Origin of the sequence: Sphingomonas sp. Leaf242 (genome assembly GCF_001422045.1) — a bacterium.
Lineage (GTDB): Bacteria > Pseudomonadota > Alphaproteobacteria > Sphingomonadales > Sphingomonadaceae > Sphingomonas.
This window is the reverse complement of sequence record NZ_LMLW01000004.1, coordinates 1-18,546: the sequence shown is the minus strand read 5'-3', so window position 1 is coordinate 18,546 and position 18,546 is coordinate 1. Positions and strand designations below refer to the sequence as shown.

The 18,546-nt window shown below is 60.8% G+C and carries 18 protein-coding genes; 16 read left to right on the top strand and 2 right to left on the bottom strand.

The window, feature by feature from the left end:
* Positions 1 to 1,444 precede the first annotated feature (1,444 nt).
* The gene (locus ASF09_RS20560) at positions 1,445 to 1,624 is read left to right on the top strand and encodes a hypothetical protein (RefSeq protein WP_162237227.1); all 180 of its coding nucleotides are present in this window, start codon (positions 1,445 to 1,447) and stop codon (positions 1,622 to 1,624) included.
* On the opposite strand, the gene ASF09_RS04515 is transcribed toward ASF09_RS20560, so the two are convergent.
* A complete protein-coding gene (locus ASF09_RS04515; protein WP_162237226.1) occupies positions 1,621 to 2,277 on the bottom strand; it encodes an RNA polymerase sigma factor in 657 nt (218 codons plus the stop codon). The two genes, ASF09_RS20560 and ASF09_RS04515, sit on opposite strands and share 4 nt — an antisense overlap.
* A gap of 180 nt (positions 2,278 to 2,457) precedes the next feature.
* Here ASF09_RS04515 and ASF09_RS04510 point away from each other — a divergent pair, with 180 nt between their 5' ends.
* The 9 genes from ASF09_RS04510 (at position 2,458) to ASF09_RS04470 (ending at position 11,937) form a co-directional block, all read left to right on the top strand.
* Positions 2,458 to 3,003, top strand: coding sequence for a TetR/AcrR family transcriptional regulator (locus tag ASF09_RS04510; RefSeq protein WP_060525130.1), 546 nt, complete (start codon positions 2,458 to 2,460; stop codon positions 3,001 to 3,003).
* 92 nt (positions 3,004 to 3,095) lie between these two features.
* The gene (locus ASF09_RS04505; protein ID WP_060525129.1) at positions 3,096 to 4,280 is read left to right on the top strand and encodes an HlyD family secretion protein; all 1,185 of its coding nucleotides are present in this window, start codon (positions 3,096 to 3,098) and stop codon (positions 4,278 to 4,280) included.
* 1 nt (position 4,281) lies between these two features.
* Positions 4,282 to 5,856: an MDR family MFS transporter gene (locus ASF09_RS04500; protein ID WP_056050156.1), complete on the top strand. Its 1,575-nt coding sequence runs from the start codon at positions 4,282 to 4,284 to the stop codon at positions 5,854 to 5,856.
* The gene (locus ASF09_RS04495) at positions 5,856 to 7,319 is read left to right on the top strand and encodes an efflux transporter outer membrane subunit (RefSeq protein ID WP_060525128.1); all 1,464 of its coding nucleotides are present in this window, start codon (positions 5,856 to 5,858) and stop codon (positions 7,317 to 7,319) included. Before ASF09_RS04500 ends, ASF09_RS04495 begins: the two co-directional genes overlap by 1 nt.
* Before the next feature lie 91 nt (positions 7,320 to 7,410).
* On the top strand, positions 7,411 to 8,538 hold the full coding sequence (locus ASF09_RS04490; RefSeq protein WP_082444074.1) for an MlaE family ABC transporter permease: 1,128 nt from the start codon (positions 7,411 to 7,413) through the stop codon (positions 8,536 to 8,538).
* On the top strand, positions 8,535 to 9,329 hold the full coding sequence (locus tag ASF09_RS04485) for an ABC transporter ATP-binding protein (RefSeq protein ID WP_060525127.1): 795 nt from the start codon (positions 8,535 to 8,537) through the stop codon (positions 9,327 to 9,329). Before ASF09_RS04490 ends, ASF09_RS04485 begins: the two co-directional genes overlap by 4 nt.
* Complete coding sequence (locus ASF09_RS04480; protein ID WP_060525126.1) at positions 9,329 to 10,264, top strand: MlaD family protein; 936 nt, start codon at positions 9,329 to 9,331, stop codon at positions 10,262 to 10,264. Before ASF09_RS04485 ends, ASF09_RS04480 begins: the two co-directional genes overlap by 1 nt.
* Positions 10,261 to 10,896, top strand: coding sequence for an ABC-type transport auxiliary lipoprotein family protein (locus tag ASF09_RS04475; protein WP_082444073.1), 636 nt, complete (start codon positions 10,261 to 10,263; stop codon positions 10,894 to 10,896). The genes ASF09_RS04480 and ASF09_RS04475 overlap by 4 nt, the downstream gene beginning before the upstream one ends.
* 558 nt (positions 10,897 to 11,454) lie before the next feature.
* A complete protein-coding gene (locus ASF09_RS04470) occupies positions 11,455 to 11,937 on the top strand; it encodes a hypothetical protein (protein ID WP_060525124.1) in 483 nt (160 codons plus the stop codon).
* 171 nt (positions 11,938 to 12,108) lie between these two features.
* Here ASF09_RS04470 and ASF09_RS20130 read toward each other — a convergent pair whose 3' ends face one another.
* Positions 12,109 to 12,597, bottom strand: coding sequence for a hypothetical protein (locus tag ASF09_RS20130; protein ID WP_156359210.1), 489 nt, complete (start codon positions 12,595 to 12,597; stop codon positions 12,109 to 12,111).
* 945 nt (positions 12,598 to 13,542) lie between these two features.
* Between ASF09_RS20130 and ASF09_RS20125 the strand changes: the two genes are divergently transcribed.
* The 6 genes from ASF09_RS20125 to ASF09_RS04445 all read left to right on the top strand — a co-directional run bounded on the left by ASF09_RS20125 (position 13,543) and on the right by ASF09_RS04445 (position 17,743).
* Positions 13,543 to 13,929: a hypothetical protein gene (locus tag ASF09_RS20125; RefSeq protein ID WP_147453179.1), complete on the top strand. Its 387-nt coding sequence runs from the start codon at positions 13,543 to 13,545 to the stop codon at positions 13,927 to 13,929.
* Between the two features lie 338 nt (positions 13,930 to 14,267).
* Positions 14,268 to 14,858 carry a hypothetical protein gene (locus tag ASF09_RS04465; RefSeq protein ID WP_060525123.1) on the top strand — a complete coding sequence of 197 codons (591 nt, stop codon included), beginning with the start codon at positions 14,268 to 14,270 and terminating at the stop codon, positions 14,856 to 14,858.
* A gap of 592 nt (positions 14,859 to 15,450) precedes the next feature.
* Positions 15,451 to 15,759 carry a hypothetical protein gene (locus ASF09_RS04460; RefSeq protein ID WP_121904504.1) on the top strand — a complete coding sequence of 103 codons (309 nt, stop codon included), beginning with the start codon at positions 15,451 to 15,453 and terminating at the stop codon, positions 15,757 to 15,759.
* Between the two features lie 43 nt (positions 15,760 to 15,802).
* A complete protein-coding gene (locus tag ASF09_RS04455) occupies positions 15,803 to 16,033 on the top strand; it encodes a hypothetical protein (protein ID WP_060525121.1) in 231 nt (76 codons plus the stop codon).
* A gap of 275 nt (positions 16,034 to 16,308) precedes the next feature.
* Positions 16,309 to 16,647: a hypothetical protein gene (locus ASF09_RS04450; RefSeq protein WP_147453180.1), complete on the top strand. Its 339-nt coding sequence runs from the start codon at positions 16,309 to 16,311 to the stop codon at positions 16,645 to 16,647.
* Between the two features lie 172 nt (positions 16,648 to 16,819).
* Complete coding sequence (locus ASF09_RS04445) at positions 16,820 to 17,743, top strand: hypothetical protein (protein ID WP_060525119.1); 924 nt, start codon at positions 16,820 to 16,822, stop codon at positions 17,741 to 17,743.
* Positions 17,744 to 18,546: the final 803 nt, after the last annotated feature.

Below are 18,546 nucleotides of genomic sequence, written 5' to 3'. Positions count from 1 at the left end.
GCATCGCTACCCGTTACGACAAGCTTGCGGCTAACTTCCTGTCAGCTGTCGCGCTCGCAACAGCGGTCGCCTTTTGGATGTGAATGAGTCTGAGCCCTAAGACCGCCTTCGTATCGAACGGGAAGATCTAGTTCATCAACGGTAAGGACGCCGTACCGACGACGTTAGAGGTTCAAGGGAGCACGACCATTAACAGGATCGGCACACCCGAAGTGCCGGCTTCGTTTGAGGTCGAGTTCAGGGTGTACCCAACTTTCGATGTCGATGGTCGGGAATGTGAACCGTACATCTCGATCACAGTCCCGGTCTCAACCAAGGACAAAAAAGCTGAATTTCTTGAGATCAAGGATCAATCTGTCGCAGCATAAGCGCCGATGTTGCGTGAATTGCCGACGCGCTCGACAAGCAAATGGAAGAGCTAAATTCGGCTCCGGGGGGATCTGACATCGGCTCTCCGGAATAAGCCTGTAGCTGCAGCAATCTGCATCCAACCGATGCGCTCGAAACAGCCCCTAAAGGCGTGGTTTTCTGCGAGTCTGCGGCAGATGCGCAGACTGCATCCAAAGCCGCCTAAAAAGCTCGCAGGCGAGGCGGGGGTTCTTGCGCCGTATTTGGGGTAACGAGACGAAAGAGCCACGAGGCGGGCTACGACAGAGCGGCCGGTGTGAGGGGATCGATCCGACACGCGGGGCCGGGGTGCCAGTGCGGCTGGGTGCCGGGGCCTTGCCCAAACGCCCCTCGACTGCCACTCCCCACAGGCTGCACCTGGCACCCCCGGAAGTGCACCAAACTGCACCCACGCCGCGCCAGTTCTAAACGCCGCGCGGCCTAGGACATGGGCCGGCTTCCGAGCGGTCTGGGATTGCACCTTTTGCGACACAGAAAGTACGCGGGCGAGGCGGGGGGATAAGCGTGTTAAATGGGGTTGCGGGTGCATCGGTTCGCATCACCGCAGGATGAATCATGGCGGCGTGGGGGCCAAGTGATTATGCGCGCCGCGCATCAGATTCCCCGATTGCATCAAAAGGCACATGGGAAGCTAACGGGCGAGGCGGGGGTTCTTTCGCCGTATTAGGGTGTGCAACTTTGAACCGACGAGTGGATAGCGGCCCGGCCGCTTTCGGGCGGCGAATGTTGCAAGCAGCCGTTCGTTCATTTGATAGGGCAGGGGCCGAATTGGCCGATCTTGGTGGAAACCGGACTGTCCGGTTTGGAGCAGTGGAATCGGCTAAGCCGCCGTTCGTTCACCATTCAGATGGTGCAGGACCTGCGTATCCGCGAAGTCGAGGCTCAGCGCACCCTTTTACGTTCGCGGCGCCGCAGCGGTGGTGACGGTCGTACGCGCGAGCGGCGCGGTGCGGAGGTGCCTGGGTGCTCGCTTTGACAGCGGCGCAACAGGGTTGGCAGCAGCTGGAACCATCGAGGACACCACCCGGTGATGGGCATGATGCGCATCACCTTGCTCCTATTGACAGGCGTGCTCTATTCATTCGACGGGCGAGCCGATGCTACGGGCATGCCGGAGACGGCAGCAACCCGCTTCGCAGATCTGGGAACCATCCGCCGGCCCTACTCAGGTGCCAATTTTGCCCGGCAAGGTACCGGAGGCGCTGCAGAATCCTAACCAATCACCAAGGAGCGATCCTTAAAATTCCGCTTCTTTCTGACGACCATACGCTGCTGGGTCGCAATAACAGGTAATCTCCCGACTACCGCCGACGAACGCGAAGATTGAGGGCTCAATAGCAGTTTCAGGTTCGTTCGGGCGCGCGACACCCTGCTTTTTACCGTCCCGACTGGAGACCCAATCCGGTCGGCAGCCTCATCGGGTGTCATTCCGGCAATAGCGACGAGATGGAGTGCTTGCCGCTGCCCTTCCGGTAATAATGCCATCGCCGCCGTTACTTTCGCAAGGTCGACTACATTGTCTTGGTTGCTACCGGTGGCAATGATAGCTTGCGACGAAACTTCGTCATATGGCCCATGGAATCGGTCGCGACGGCGTGCGGAGAAAAACAGGTTGCGCATAATCGTGAAGGTCCATGCGCTCAGGCTTGTGTCCGGGACGAACTGCGCCCGCGCTTTCCATGCGCGCAGCAGCGTCTCCTGCACCAGATCTTCCGCCGCATCGGCATTCTGTGCGAGCGACCGGGCGTAGCGCTGTAACCGCGGGCTGATTGCGATCAACGACGACTCGAACGTCGCGCTCGCAGCGGCAACGCTGCTGGCAATGGACACGGGCAAAGAACTTTGCATATCGGTAGTTGCAGAAGCCATGGATGACCTGTGATATCGACGCATAACCGGACAATGTGTCCGGTATATGATGAGTGATAAAACCGGCGCCCACCAATGGTTCCCAATTTCTGGAATAAATGTGGCAAATGGCAGGAGACAATCTTGGTAGGCTCGAAGTGACGAAGTTGACTCATTCCTGTCGCGAAGGCTCGCCGTTCGATGCGGCGTGATGCGAAGGTGCGGCGAGACGCGCTGATCGCTGCGGGCGCAGAGATCTTTACCGAGCGTGGCTATAAGGTCCCGCTTGACGAAGTTGCCACGCGCGCGGGAGTCGGCCGGGGTACCTTGTATCGTAACTTCAAAGACCGCGAAGCTCTTGCGCTGGCGATATTCGAGTCGGAGATAGAACGCATCCAGCAGACCGTGGCGGCAGGGCATGATCTGCGGAAGTCGATGATAGACGTTGCGCTGGTAACCGCCCGCGGCACTTCCCTGTACGCCCGTATCGCGGCGGATCTGGTTGCCGATACCGCGAACATGGCGGCCTTCAGAGCATTGGGTGATCGATTGGCGCAGGCGTTGGCGCCACTGGCGGATCGCGCGAGAGCGAGCGGCGATGTGGGCAGCGACACAGACGGATGGAAACTGAGCATCGCGCTGCGCATGGTGAGCAATGTTTACCATGATTTTGACGATGAGGCGGTGGCGTTACGCAATCTGAACGATGCGCTGGACCTTCTGCTCGACGGACTCCGTCCTCGCTGACGTAAACGGACATCTTGTCCGCTTGCGGAAAATGTCTTAAGTAGCCCTCGACACCGGCATCCGGCCCGGCCGGAGCAGCGACGAGGCAGACCGTGACAGAGCATGAAGACGCGCACCGCGAGCCGGACGCTACGCTTGGCGAGGATGCGAGCGCGCAGCATGACGACGAAGGCGCGAAGAAAGGCCTGAGCCTGGGCGCGAAGATCATTCTGACCGTGCTGGGCCTGGCGGTGTTGGTCGTCGGGGTCATCTGGTACCTGCGGTACGAATCAACCGGGAAATATCTGCAAGATACCAACGACGCGCAGGTTATGGCCGACATGGTAACGGTGTCGCCGCGGGTTGCAGGCTATGTTGCCGAGGTGCTGGTGCGCGATCATCAGGATGTGACGGCCGGACAGCCGCTCGCGCGCATCGATTCCCGCAGCTCAGAGGCGCAAGCAGCTCAGGCCAAAGCGCAGATCGCCGTGGCTGCAGCTCAGGCGGACAACGCTCGTGCGCAGATCCGCGAGCAATATGCGACGATCGATCAGGCCCGCGCCCAATTGGCGGCGGCGCGCTCCAAGGCGGCCTATGACGCTGGGGAGGTCGCCCGGTATCGGCCGCTTGCGGCGTCGGGTGCGGAGAGCCGGCAGCAATTGGTTCAACTCGAAGCGACCGCGCGTCAATCCGCTGAGGATGCGCGCGCGCAGGCGGCCGCTTTGACGATGCAGCAGCGCCGCGTGGCATCGATCCAGTCCCAGGTGCGACAGGGTACCGCGCAGGGGCAGGCGGCGCGCGCGCAGCTCGACGCGGCCGATGTCGACGTCGGCGCGACGCTGATCCGCGCGGCTACCGCCGGCCGGATTGGCGACAAGACCGTCACGGTCGGCCAATATGTCCAGGCTGGAACGCGGCTCATGTCGATCGTGCCGCTCGACCGAATGTATATCACGGCCAATTTCAAGGAGACGCAGCTTGCACTGATGCGGCCGGGCCAGCCGGTCTCGATCGAGGTCGATGCCATCGACGGGATCGCGCTGAAGGGCAGGGTCGAGAGCGTATCGCCGGGGACCGGGGCGCAATTCTCGTTACTGCCGCCGCAGAACGCGACAGGCAACTTCACCAAGATCACGCAGCGTGTGCCGGTGCGTATCTCGATCGAAGCGTCTCCCTCCGCCAAGCGCCTGCTCGTGCCGGGTCTCTCGGTCGTCGTGACGGTCGATACGATCGGTGCCAAGGGTGAGCTCGACCGGATCCGCGACCAGCAAAAGCAGCTCGACCGCAAGGACCGCTGAGGTGACCAGCGCGGTATCCGCTCCATCCGTCGCTCGCGCGGGCGGTCGTTCGGACGAACGCGCCGACCTGTCGGCCTGGCTCGCCGTGGCGGCGGGCACGCTCGGCGCGTTCATGGCAACGCTCGACATCTCGATCGTCAATTCGTCGCTGCCGACGATCCAGGGAGAGATCGGGGCCAGCGGCACCGAGGGGACGTGGATCGCCACAGCCTATCTCGTATCGGAGATCATCATTATCCCGATGGCGGCATGGCTGGAACGGATGCTGGGACTGCGCACGTTCCTGCTCATCGCGGCGGGCTTGTTCACTGCGTTCTCGGTGATCTGCGGTGTTTCTACGTCGCTAGGGATGATGATTGTCGGACGCGTGGGACAGGGCTTCACGGGCGGCGCGATGATCCCGACGGCGCAGGCGATTATCGCGCAACGTCTGCCGCGATCGCAGCAATCCGTCGGCGTCGCCGCATTCGGCGCGACCGCTATTCTAGGGCCAGTCCTCGGGCCGCTGATCGGTGGTTGGCTGACCGAGAATATAAGTTGGCATTACGCCTTCTTCATCAACGTACCGATCTGCGCCGTGCTCGTTACGCTCCTGCTGATCGGTTTGCCGCACGAGAAGGCCAAGCTGCATCTGTTCGGTGAGGCGGACTGGAAGGGCATCGCCGGCCTGGCGCTGGGCTTGGGAGGCCTTACCGTGTTTCTCGAAGACGGCCAGCGCGAGCAATGGTTCGATTCCGGCATGATCCGGGCGATGTTTGCGACAACGCTGATCGGCTTTGCGCTCCTGTTCTGGGGGCAGGCAACCGCGAAGCGCCCGATCATCAAGCTCAAGCTGCTGCTCGATCGGCAATTCGGCTCGGTGGCGCTGATGGGCGTCGTGCTCGGCATCGTGCTGTACGGCACCGCCTATGCGATCCCGCAGTTTCTGTCGTCGGTCGCCAATTACAACGCGCTCCAGTCCGGCAAGGTGGTGCTTCTGTCGGGCGTGCCAAGCCTTTTGATGATGGCGATCGTGCCGCTGATGTTGAGCCGGGTCGATATCCGGCTCGCGGTCGGAGCCGGACTGGCCATCATGGGGGCCTCTGCGTTGATGGACGCGAACCTGACGTTGTCGTCGTCGGGCGGCGACTTTACCATCAGTCAGTTGATGCGCGGCGTAGGCCAGATCCTGGGCATGCTCTTTCTCAGCCAGGCGGTCGTGCGCGCAGTGCCGCCCGACGATGCCGGCGATGCTTCCGGCCTTTTCAATGCGATGCGCAACCTTGGCGGGAGCTTCGCACTCGCGGGCATCTCGATCTTGCAGGAGCAGCGGACATGGCTGCATTCGCGTCGGATTGAGGAGTCGCTGAACGCCAATGGCCCAGCGGTGCAGGACTTTGTCGGTGGATTGTCGCGCCAGTTGGGTGACACGTCGACTGCACTCCGCATCCTCGGCCAACAGGTTCAGGGCCAGGCGGCCATCATGGCCTATAACGACATTTTCTGGATCATGGGCCTCGGTACGCTCGCCGCATTGCCCCTCGTCCTGTTCCTGAAGCCCCTGCCAAAGGACGCCGAACCGGCGATGGTGCATTGATGCGGTATTCCCTGCCTTTTCTGGTTTCCCTCGTGACCAGCATTGCGCTGACGGGGTGTACCGTCGGCCCCGATTATAGCGGGCGCCCCGCCGTCGCGGCGGACGCCATCGCCCGTGGCACCTTTGTGCGGGCGCAGGACACGATGCTGATGGCATCACCGGGTCTCGCCCGTTGGTGGGAGACGCTGGCCGATCCAACCCTGAACGTGCTGGTCGACGATGCGCTGGCGCATAGCCCTTCGATCGAAGAGGCAACCGCGCGCATCCGGGAGGCGCAAGCCGAACTCAAACAGCAGCGCGCGTCGCAACTGCCCAGCGTCAGCGCGAACGCCACATATCTTCACGCGGCGCTGCCGGGAGTCGGGATCGGTCAGAGCAGTAGCGCCGATACGGCTGCATCGGGCGGATCGAACACCCTCGATTTTTACAATCTTGGACTCAATGCATCGTGGGAACCCGATCTGTTCGGTGGCGGGCGGCGAGGGGTCGAGCAGTCACGCGCGACGATCGACGCGCGCGGCGCCGATCTAGCGGATACGCAGGTGACGCTGTCCGCTCAGGTTGCTCAGGCCTATGTCAATCTGCGCGATGTGCAGGCAAGGATCCGGCTGAACGCCGCGTCGACAACCCTGCAACGACGCCAGGTCGAACTGGCGCAGGTGCGCTATGCGGGGGGCACCGTCTCGCTGCTCGCCGTCGAGCGGTTGCGCAATCAACTGGAAAGCACGCAGGCCAACGCGATACCGCTCGGCACGCAGCGTGATGAATATCTGAACCAGCTTGCGGTGCTGACGGGGCGGACGCCCGGTGCGCTCGACGCAACGCTTGCGCCGGTCGTCGCCGTGCCGCTGCCGCCTGCGCAGGTTGCGATCGGCAACCCGGCCGCGCTGATCGCGCATCGGCCAGACATCCGTTCGGCCGAACGCCAGCTGGCAGCAAGCACCGCCGCGATCGGCGTCTACAAGGCGAAGGAGCTCCCGGGGATCCGCTTCCTAGGTATTCTAGGACTTGGCGGCACCAGCCCCGGCGATGTTTTCGATACCGGCAATCTGACCACGCTGCTCGCGCCATCGCTGAGTTGGTCCTTCCTCGATTTCGGTAAGAACCGTGCAGCGACCAGGGCGTCGGAGGCGCGACGTGATGGAGCCGATGCCAAGTATCGCCGCACCGTGCTGGCGGCATTGCAGGATGCGGAGAATGCGCTGTCCGGCTTTGGCAACACGCGTGCGCAATTGCGGCAACTGGTTCTCGCTGAGGCGACTGCGATGCGGTCCGAGCGGCTCAACGCGCAGCGTGTTCAGGCGGGGACAAGTTCGGTCATCGATCAGCTCGATATCGAGCGTCAGCGCCTTGCAGCAACGATCGCGGTACAGCAGTCGCGTGCGCAGCTTTCGCTCAGCTATATCGCGGTCAACAAGGCACTGGGACTGGGATGGTCTGAACCAGCCGGGGCCGCGCGGTGACCGGGCCGAGACGTCACGCTTCAAGCCGCCTGGTATCGCTCAAGCTCGCCTTGGCGGATGCACGATCAGACGGCGGGCAGGACATGCGATCATGAGCATCGCTGCGGCGTTCGAATTGCACGATCGCGACGGTCGGCGCTCGTTGGTCCTGCATGGCGACTGGATCACCATGCGGCTCAACGACGCCGCGGACCGGCTAAGGCGCGATATCACGGGCATGACTGACGATGTCGAGGTCGATATCGACGTTGAAGACCTAGGCCGTCTGGATACTGCGGGCGCGTACGCGATCGTCCGGGCGCTGGGGTTGGTCCGTAAGGTTCACCTCCCGCAATCGCTCCGACCGGACCTCGCGACACTTGCCGATCTCATCAGTCCTGCGCTTGAAGAGCCTCCCCTGGCTGCGCCGCGCGCCGGTGGACTCAGGCAGATTTTCGATCGGATCGGGCGCGCGACGATCGGTATCGGGCAAACCGCCTACCGCAATCAGACATTCTTCGGACAACTCGTGGTTGCCCTCGGCCGAACACTGGTCCGTCCTCACCGGCTGCGCCTTACGCCGTTCGTCGCCACGATCGAACAGGCCGGACTGGGTGGTCTGCCGATCGCCGCGATCATGACGTTCTTTATCGGGGCCGTGCTCGCGCTCGTCGGCAGTACCATGCTCCAGTCGCTCGGCGTGGCGGTCTATTCGGTCGAGCTGGTCGGCATCGGTATCCTGCGCGAGTTCGGACCGGTGATCGCTGCAATACTGTTCGCCGGACGATCCGCGTCGGCTTTCACCGCGCAGCTCGGGTCGATGCGGATGAACCAGGAAATCGACGCGATGCGGGTGATGGGGGTCGATATTTTCGACGCTCTGGTCGTGCCCCGCGTTCTGGCGGCGCTGCTGATGCTGCCGCTGATGACACTGGTTGCGGACCTCGGCGGTATCGTCGGTGGCATGCTGGTGGCGCGAACGATGATGGGGATCGAACCAAGCTTCTTCTTTCAGCGGCTCGTGGATGCCGTCGGTGCCCAGCAATTCTGGGTCGGCATGGTCAAGGTCCCGGTATTTGCGCTTGCGATTGCAACGACCGGCTGCCGCCAGGGGCTCGAAGTGAAGGACGACGTCGAGAGCCTGGGCGCCAACGTGACCGGATCCGTCGTCCAATCGATCTTCCTGATCATCATGTTCGACGCTCTGTTCGCGGTCCTCTTCAAGCAGGCCGGACTGTGACGACGGCCCCGCCAGCATCCTCCGATGGGCACGACGACGTCGTCGTTCGCGTCCGTGGCCTGCGCACGGCGTTCGGTAAGGCCGTCATCCACGACAACCTCGATCTCGACGTGAGGCGCGGCGAGATCATTGGTCTAGTCGGTGGATCGGGAACGGGGAAATCCGTCCTTCTCGAAACGATCCTCGGGCTGAAGACCCCCGATGCAGGGAAGGTCGAAGTGCTTGGCTATGACATTCACGACGATGTCGGTCGCCTTGCCGTGGTCAGTCGGATCGGCGTGATGTTTCAGAACGGCGCGCTGTTTTCATCGCTGACGGTGCGGGAGAATGTCGAGGCACCGCTGATCGAGCATACCCGGTTCCCCGCCGACTTCATATGCGGCCTTGCCGAACTGAAGATCCGTCTCGCCGGGCTGCTGGACGATGCCGGTCTCAAGAAACCGTCCGAACTGTCCGGCGGCATGCGCAAGCGCGCAGGCGTCGCGCGGGCGATCGCGCTGGATCCCGAGCTTCTCTTCCTCGACGAACCGACCGCCGGGCTCGATCCGATCGGCGCCGCGGAATTCGATGACCTTATCCGCAGGCTTCGCGATGCGCTGGGCCTCACCGTGCTGATGGTCACGCACGATCTCGACTCGCTGTATGCGATCTGTGACCGTGTGGCGGTACTCGCCGACCGGAAGGTTGCTGCGATCGATACGGTCGCAAGGCTCGAAAAGTCTGACCACCCCTGGATCAAATCATATTTCGGCGGCCCTCGCGGGCGCGCCGTGCAGGAGAAGATCGACTAATGGAACGCCATGCGAATTACGCGTTGGTCGGCGTGCTGACCACGTTTCTCCTGATTGGTGGCATCGTCTTCGTCCTGTGGCTCGGGAACTTCCAGGCCGGCGACAAGAAGGACCCGTACCGCATTATTTTCCAGGGCCCGGTCCGCGGCGTCGGCAAGGGCGGGGATGTGCAATTCAACGGCATCAAGGTCGGTGAGGTCACCAACGTTCGGCTTGCGCCCCAGGATGCCAACAAGATCCTGGTGGATGTCGAGATCGATCACAATACACCGGTGCGGACGGACTCGCTCGGCAGCACGGAAATGCAGGGTATCTCGGGATTGAACGCGGTTTCGATCAGCGCAGGGTCGACCCGGATGCCGCTGTTGCGCGACGTTTCCAAGGACAAGGTCCCTATCATTCCGTCGAAACCCAACGCGCTGGCCTCGTTGTTGCAGAGCGGCGGGCAGATGGTCGAAAGCGCGACGACCGCGCTCGATCGGGTAAACTCGCTGCTGACTGATCGTAACATCGCCAATCTGTCCGGGGCGATAAACGACCTCAAGCAGACTACGGGCGCACTCGCGGCCAACCGCGCGATGTTCGGCAATGCCGCATCCGCGATCGCAAAGCTTGATGCCACCGCGGGCGATGCACGGGTCACTATGGGCAGCGTGCGGTCGCTGGTCGAGGGCGACGGCAAACGCGCGGTCGCCAACACCGCCGATGCCGCAGCCGAACTCAAGGCGACACTGGCAGAGGCGCGTACCATGCTTTCGACTTTGGCCGTGCAGGGCAAGACGGTAGGATCGTCGACGCTCCCGCAGATTACCGACACGATGCGCAGCCTTCAGGAAACCTCAGACGATCTCGACACGCTGGTCCGGAGTATCCGACAGGATCCGCGCGGAACGCTGCTGAAGAGATCGAGCCGGGAACGGGAACTCCAGAAATGACTTATCGAGCTACATCACGTGCGACCCTGGCGATTGCTGCGGCGCTGTCCCTGACCGGATGCGTCGGTGCCTTGCTGGGGGGCGGCAAACCCGACACGCTGTATCGGTTCGGACCAGTGGCGGCGGGGACGGTCCCTCAAGCCACCCCAGCGCCACGCCGGACTTTGGCGTTGCCGGTGCCGCAATTTTCACCCGCAACTGCCGGCGACCGAATCCTGACCACGCAGGGTAGTGAGATATCCTACATCAAAGGCGTTCGCTGGGTATCGCCCGCACCAACCCTTTACGCGGCCGCGCTGGACGCCACCGTCGCGACACGCGCACCCGACATCGCGGTCGCCACGCGTGCGTCCGGGGCGGCCACCGCCATCCTGACGGTTTCGGTCAACAGGTTCGAGGCCAGCTATCCGGGCGCCGGCGCAGGCGCGCCGGTGATCCATGTCGACGGCGTGGCATTCCTTGCTGATCGCGCAACGAATACCATCGTGGGACGACTGCAATTCTCGGGAACGGCGCCCGCCACTGCCGATACCGGTCCAGCCATCGCTGCCGCGTTCGATGCCGCTACGATGCAGAGTGTCACGCAGATCGTCGACTGGGCCAACGTGACGATCCCCGTTGCAAGTAGGTGACGGGACATCCCAACGCGCCTGATGAAATGAGGATACCGGCCTTTTTCGGTCATAACGGCACGTCGATGAAGGCACCGGCCGTTGCGGCAGCGCCCGCTCGACTGCGGGTTACATAAGCTTGATACCCGCGGTTTACCAAGATGAACGAAAGGCCGCAGTTGGGAAGCGGCAAACAGGTCCTGAATGACCGGGAATGGGTCTGGCCGGAAGCCGTAGGGCAGGGCGTGTTCGCCCAAAGCCTGAAGCCCAGCAGCGTTGAGCCGCAACCCGAACCCGGCCGCTCGTTCATGCGAGTGACGTACGTTTCGGCGAACTCAGCCAGCCGCTATGGATGGCGTGAATCGAGAATATGCCGGTTTCTAAATATGGGTCGATACCTACGCAAACCGTCTACGGGAGTACGGAACGATGGGCAGCACATCAAAGAGCGTTAGCAGCCTTGCAGCCGGCGGAGTACTGATCGCACTGGCGTCCATCGCGGGCTGCGACTCGTCTAGAGACGCCCGTGCAGCTGCAAAAGAACCTAGCGCAGCGCGGGCTGCAACGCCAACGGTGGGGATGGTTCCGGTTACGGCCAGCGCGGCCGTCGCAGAGGCTGCCGCCCACCCGACGCAGGCCGTCCCCGCCGCCAGCAAATTGGCGGACGACACGCTGTGCGAGGCCGGCGAGACGCCCTTCTTCTCTTGCGATCTCGGTGCCAAGCGCGTGTCGGTGTGCGGCGGCGGATCGGGTGCGGTCTATCGCTACGGAACGCCCGGCAAGGTGGAGTTGACCTCGCGCAATCTGACATTCGCCAACCGTGGCTATTCGGGGGGTGGTGAGTCGCAGATCACCGCCAAGAATGGTGAGTACACCTACACCGTATACGATAGTACTGTTCGCACCAGGTTCGGGGACAGCGGCAACGACCCGGAACTTTCCAGCGGGCTAGTGGTCTCGCGCGGGAAGCGCCCGATTTCGTCTAAGGTGTGCAAAGGCAAGTCGTCGATAACCGGGGATGCGGCACACGTGATTCCGGCGGGCAACTTCGCCGATAACTAAGCCGAGCGGCATACGGTGCTTCGGAGTGCTGGCGCTCACCTTGACGAGACTCGCCTGCGCGTCTGGTGACGCCCATTTGTCGCCATTCGCGGCGCTGATTGCATTGCCCGAAAACGGTCGGCGATTCAGGTAGCGATTGCTAGTGGAAGAGGCGAGCCATCCAAACGCTTCCTACCACCCTTGCCCACCATCTACGCCTGCCAACAAAGCCTCAGTCGCCGCACATGGCGGCCCCGAAAGGGTTCGACCAGTCAGGCGCAACACTCGAGGAGCGTTCGCCATCGTATCCCGTCTCATTTGCAATTCCACCACGTGGAAGTTCGCCACGAAGCCGCCCCGATAATACCAAACGATCGTCTTGTCGCTAAATACATATGCGCGAACAAATTGACGATGCGGCAAACCTGTTGATTTCTCGTCCTCTGTATCGAACGGGATGAACTTCCCGCCAACATCCGCAACGTCCACTTTTATTCTGCGAAACTCGGAAGCGACATCTGGAAGGCTCCGTAACGATGTGACTATGCGGGCGGGCCGCGAAAATTGGCATGTAGCTGGGACGGGTGTACTAAAGCTTGTCGCCACGGTTTGAGCATAAACTGGCGGAGGACCAAATCCCAACCCGAAGGCCACGGCAAAAATCGACGCTTTCTTCTGCATGCCGCATCTCCCATTCACCGCCACGAAGGACGCGGAGATGCGGCCTGCTCATGTTTCGGCTGTCCATCGGATGTCCGCTAACAGCATTTCGTTGGCAATAGCGGCTCGTCCGCTTTCCTCCCATTCCGGCCGTTCCGCGGCGGAGACACCCTCCGCCGCAGGCTCCGCCAAGTCGCGGGAATGCGTCGTTCTCGACGTGCTACAGAGGTAGTGTGCCCCAGCGATACCCCTGCTGGGCGGGGCGGATGCGATACATCCATGATGGATGAAAAAAACGATCTCGGACCCGCGTCTTCTTAGCAATTTGATCGTGGCTACAGCGCTACCAACTCGGCGAACGATGGAACCTGCTGTGCCCCACAATATCAATTACGAGCTNAAAAAACGATCTCGGACCCGCGTCTTCTTAGCAATTTGATCGTGGCTACAGCGCTACCAACTCGGCGAACGATGGAACCTGCTGTGCCCCACAATATCAATTACGAGCTGCTTACAGAGATTGAGCTGGCTGTCGCATCGCGCGCCAAAACCGCTGGCGAGCGGCGAACCCATTTAGATCAAGCGGCAGTCTACGCGACGCTCGGAGAGAAGTACCGAGATGAACGTGCGCTCTTCGTTCTTGCCGCATAGATGCTCATGCGGCCGAGCTGGCGCATCAGCACNATCGCGCGCCAAAACCGCTGGCGAGCGGCGAACCCATTTAGATCAAGCGGCAGTCTACGCGACGCTCGGAGAGAAGTACCGAGATGAACGTGCGCTCTTCGTTCTTGCCGCATAGATGCTCATGCGGCGGAGGAACCCTCCGCCGCAACCGTCCGCGACCCGCACAAACACGCGACTTTTTCGCTGCGTACGTTGCAATGTACCCCAGAGATACCCCGGTTGAAAACGCCCAGTTGCGGCCATTCGCCCAGCGCAGCTACAAATGCGGGATCGGGGGGAATCATGCGGCTATTTGGTAAGAAGGAAACACGGCATCCGTTGGCAGAAATGCCTGTGTGGATTGTGCCGCTTCACGTTCGAGCGGGCGCTGAGCAGCTTCCGGCTCCGCTTATTGGCGCATACGTTCAGGTTTTCTGCCGTGGCGACGATCCGACGACGGCGGCATGGGCTGCGATCCAAGCCGTTGAAGCCATGGGGTATTCAGTTCCGGAAAGTCCCACGACGGTTAATCAGATGCCAGCCGCAGATTACGATACGTTCGTTTCATCGCAGTGGCCGGGGCAACGTGCGGCCATGCCCACCCAAGCGGAGTTCTACGAGAGCATGGCTGAATACCGAACCGTGTTCGGGCCATTTGGCGGATACGACACGCCAGCGTCCAATAGCTGACCAACGTCCGCTCTCCTCCCAAATCGGACATTAAGTGCGGCGGAGATCCCCTCCGCCGCGACCTCCCAAGCTCCGCCGAAAGCCTCGGGTTTCATGCGACAGTAGCCGCGATATACCCCCGCGATACCCCGACCGCTTACGCCCAATGCCGGACGCTTGGGCCACAAATCAGGACTCCCGAACGCGGTCATTCGTCAAGGTTGATTTTCGCATCGGTCACTCGTGATGCGAAAATCAAAAGGTTTGCATCAACTATCGGCTCAAGCTGACGGTCGGCAGCCGCACAACAACGGAAATCTCGAAGGCTTTCAGTTGATCGCGAAGGCGGGCATAGTAGAATGATGTTCATTCTAGCCGCCCTTCTTGCCGCTCAGGTAAGCAGTCCAATGCTAGGCGCCTATGACCAGATAACGCCGAAAGTGGCGGCAACACGAATTGTGCGGTGTGGGGTCGGTCCTGTGACGGTCAGGTCGGACGAGGCGATCGAGGAGGATGTTCTCGTGGTGGTTGCAAAAGGCGCAATCACCGATGAACAGATTGCCTGTATTGCAAAAGCAGCCAGCTTCTATGACGTCGAGCTCCCGCGCGATGCTCAACCGCGACTGGAAGCGATCACAAAGGCGAAATCTTTGGCGCTCGTGAAAGCTGAGGGGAGGAGATGGCTGACCACGCACCACCTCCTTGGCAAGCTGCCCCAGTATGAAGCTGGGGTCACGGACGACGACAGCTTTGCCCGCAGTGTAGAGGAGCTCTGCGGTGCAAGCGGCGCACTGCACTCACAATTTGGCGTCCACGCACTCAACCCCGCGTGGGCAAATCAGCAGCAAGGTCCGCCTAAGGAGGATGGGCCACTCGCTTGCGTAATCAACGCCGCGTGGGCCTCGGGTTTTGAGTTTGCCTTCATCGGAAACGAGCAAGCGAAGCCGTAGCGACTGAGCAAAACCCCGCTTTGCCGGGCAAAGTGGATAAACGGCAAACCACAGTTTTTCGTCGTGCGTCTCCTTTCCAGCGCATCGTCCCGAAAGCGGCTGTTCCGCTTTCCTTCCCAAGTGGTCGTCAGGTAACGATAACGATGGAGCAGCAGGGCCGTGCTGAGAAGCACGATAACGCTGCCTAGGAGATCGCCTTGGGCTTCGGTCATCTGGTCATCCACGACGCTGTCCTGATGATCGGCCAGCAGCGCGATCGGCTAGCAGCGCTTCCCTATCATAGGTGTGACGGGCGGGTGAAAACGCCCAGTTGCGGACATTGACGCGGTACCCGATGGTGGCGGGATGGACTCGAAAACGACAACGAAGCGCCGCAGGTGGATTTGGGTCGCCATAGCGTTCGCTGCCGCAATATGCCTGTTCTGTGCGGGTGTAATCTATGGGCGCTGGCTGACCGTGAGTGGAGCTTGTGTGCCAAGCGGTTGCCGATGGCCTTAGTCCGCTTTCGCCCAAACTACGACATTCAGGTTCAATCTGCCGACACCCGAAACCGGTCATTGATTAAGTGTACGCAGCCGTGGGACGGAAGGGCATGGCCGAACCCTTAACCCTCATCGCGAACCGCGTTCGCTACTTCCACGAGAGCGACGAAGCATTGTTCTTCGCATGGCTCGACCGGATGAAAGTTGTCTCGGGCTATGAGGGGCGCGGCGATGGACTGCATATCCGACTTGCCCGTCACCCGAATGACGACGACCTTCGTGAGCTCATTGCTTTCCACCAGCGCTATGCCATCGACATGCGCCAGCTCGCCGCGTTCAAAGCGCCGGGGAATGCGTGTTGGTTCGCCGCACCTGGAATGTACTGGTACCAGGCGGTGTTCGGTCCGGTATCGGCTTGAACTGCCCACTTGCGGACGTTCGATCATGCCTTAGACCACCTTCATGGTCACCGTGCGCTTCTCGAACGAAACTGATCGAGCCATTGAATTTATGGTGGAGCCCTGGGGGGCGGTGGAGCCGATCCCGGCAGGCGCGAGGTTCGCCATCCATTACAGTCCACACGTTGATCGAGAAGATACGTCCTACGTAGAGTATCACGCCCGGATGATCCGCTTTTGGGTCGAAGGCAGCGATTATGAGGTGGACGTGGACGGCGAGCCGGTTCCGACCTGACGACCGCTTACGCCCAAAGCCGGTCGTTCAGGCTGGCGATCCGGGCTCCCGATAACGGCCATTCGTTAAGCGCAATCTTTCCCGTTTCTCCGTCTCCGATTGGCCATTTCGGGAAAGAGCAATTGGGAACAGATTTCGGGAAAGCGAAACCCGCAGGCGTCCGTCAACGCGATCGAGGCGGCGAGATTCCGCCAGACGTTCGTTTGTGGGAACGCTTAAACTGGGTTGTGGATGTCCTTACGTCGGAATAAAACAGGCCATCGATGGAGATTGCTATGCCCAGCACAGTTAGCGTCCGTCTGCTTCAGGCCCTCCTCGGTACGGCGTATTTGTTTCTTGCTGCCGTCGCCTTGGCCAAGGCGACGAGTTTGGTAACGCTCCTTGTCGCGGCAGGCGCGATGCTGGTGTCTTATCTAACCGCTAGAAGAATACCCGACGCCTTCGTCTCACCGAATGCCGTGTTTGGAATCTGTGCCATCGGACTTGCGATTATCTGCATCGGAATGGTGGCGGACGCTGTCGGCGGTACGCAAGCACAGGAATGGGTTGCCATCGTGATGGCCTATTGCGCTGGAAACCGGTTCAGGGCGGCAGGGATCGGTCCTACAAGTTAGGTGCGGCACATTCCCGAAAGTCGATCCTTTGCGAGAAAGCTGGCCTGCTCGTTGATGCAAAAATCAAAAGTTTTGCATCATGCGCCATTCAAACCGATGGGGCCAAGCACGGTACGTTGAAAATTGTGGCGCGGTGCTGGCAGCGGCGCAGGAGACGGCTTAGGCTATCAAAATGCGCATCATTTTGCTTGCCCTCTCTTGGTTTCTGATAGGCGCTGCGCCAGCCGATGCGCCGATCGGCACGTTCCAGACATGGGCGTCATACAAAAAGTTGCCGTTAGACTTCACCTCGGGTGGGGTGAGCGTGCACGTGGAGGCGATGCCGTGCTCCAATCCGCCAGCTACCGAAAGTGAGTCCTGCCACTACGATGGTTTCAATAATCAAGCGTTTGTGACCGTGGGTGGGCGGGGAGTGGCACCGATGACGGTTCTGACCGATCGGCAAAGCTCTTATGCCCGAATTGCTATCGTGCGATTTGACCAGAACGATCCGCGACCTGGGGTGATCGTCGAAAGCCAATATGGAGGCTCGGGCGGCAAACTAACGCTGCAGCTGCTGGTTCCCAGCAGCAACAGCTACCGATCGGTGTCGTTGGAGGATTACAAAGGAGCGGACCTTGAAGGCCAGTTGGCAGATTTACCCCAAGACCTATCTGGGGACGGCCGCATCGACCTGAAATTAGAAGATGGCGCGTTTGACTCTGTATTCGGCTGCAATGCCTGCACCCCGCGTCCTCCCATTCTGTTTGCGGTCAAAGAGGGCAAAATCGTTGATGAAAGTCGCGATCCGGCGCTGAGGGGCGTTTTTGCTGCCGACATGGTGCGGTCGGCACCGATGTGTCTGTCCAACAAGCGCTACCGCAATGGCGCCTGTGCCGCATACATCGCAGATGCAGTGCGGGCAGGACAGTTCGAGGCCGCATGGGCTTTAATGCTAAAGCATTATGAGCACGGCAGTGACCTGTGGGAGCCTTGCAACGTGCCCGTTTCGGCTTGGGTGAACCATCGCTGCCCTGAAGGGCATGTTACCCACTTCCGTGATTTTCCAGAATCTTTGCGCGCCTTTCTCGTGCGGGCAGGCTATCTTTCGTCCTAATCACTGACACTAAAACTGATCCAAATTGTCAGCGGGATGATGCAAAACTCACAGATTTCGCATCAGCCCAAGACCGGCAGGAAACCGCGGGCTCCGGCGATGCAAAAGACTGATGCATTTGTGATACCCGTTCAGTGGTCGGATTTTTGCGGTGTGGACCCCAAAGCGGAAGGTCCGCTTTCCTTTCCATTCCGGCCGTTCCGCGGAGGAGACACTCTCCGCCGCAGGCTCCGCCAAGTCGCGGGAGTGCGTCGTTCTCGACGTGGGACAGAGGTAATGTACCCCGGCGATACCCCTGCTGGGCGGGGCGGATGCGATACATCCATGATGGATGCAAAAAACGATCTCGGACCCGCGTCTTCTTAGCAATTTGATCGTGGCTACAGCGCTACCAACTCGGCGAACGATGGAACCTGCTGTGCCCCACAATATCAATTACGAGCTGATCGCGCGCCAAAACCGCTGGCGAGCGGCGAACCCATTTAGATCAAGCGGCAGTCTACGCGACGCTCGGAGAGAAGTACCGAGATGAACGTGCGCTCTTGGTTCTTGCCGCATAGATGCTCATGGGGCGGAGGGACCCTCCGCCCCATGCGTCATAAAACCGCACGGTACAGGGTTCGCGGAGTTCAGATTGCGCGCTGTACCCCGGCGGTCGTTCCAGATCGTGGTCGTAATCAAACAATGTCCGCACACTTCATGAATCTTAGGGCTCAAACCCAATCAGTCTATTGATCTGAATGGAGCTTCCTGATTCACAGAGTGTGTGACGATGGAGGCGGTAGATGGCGTTGTTCTGGTTG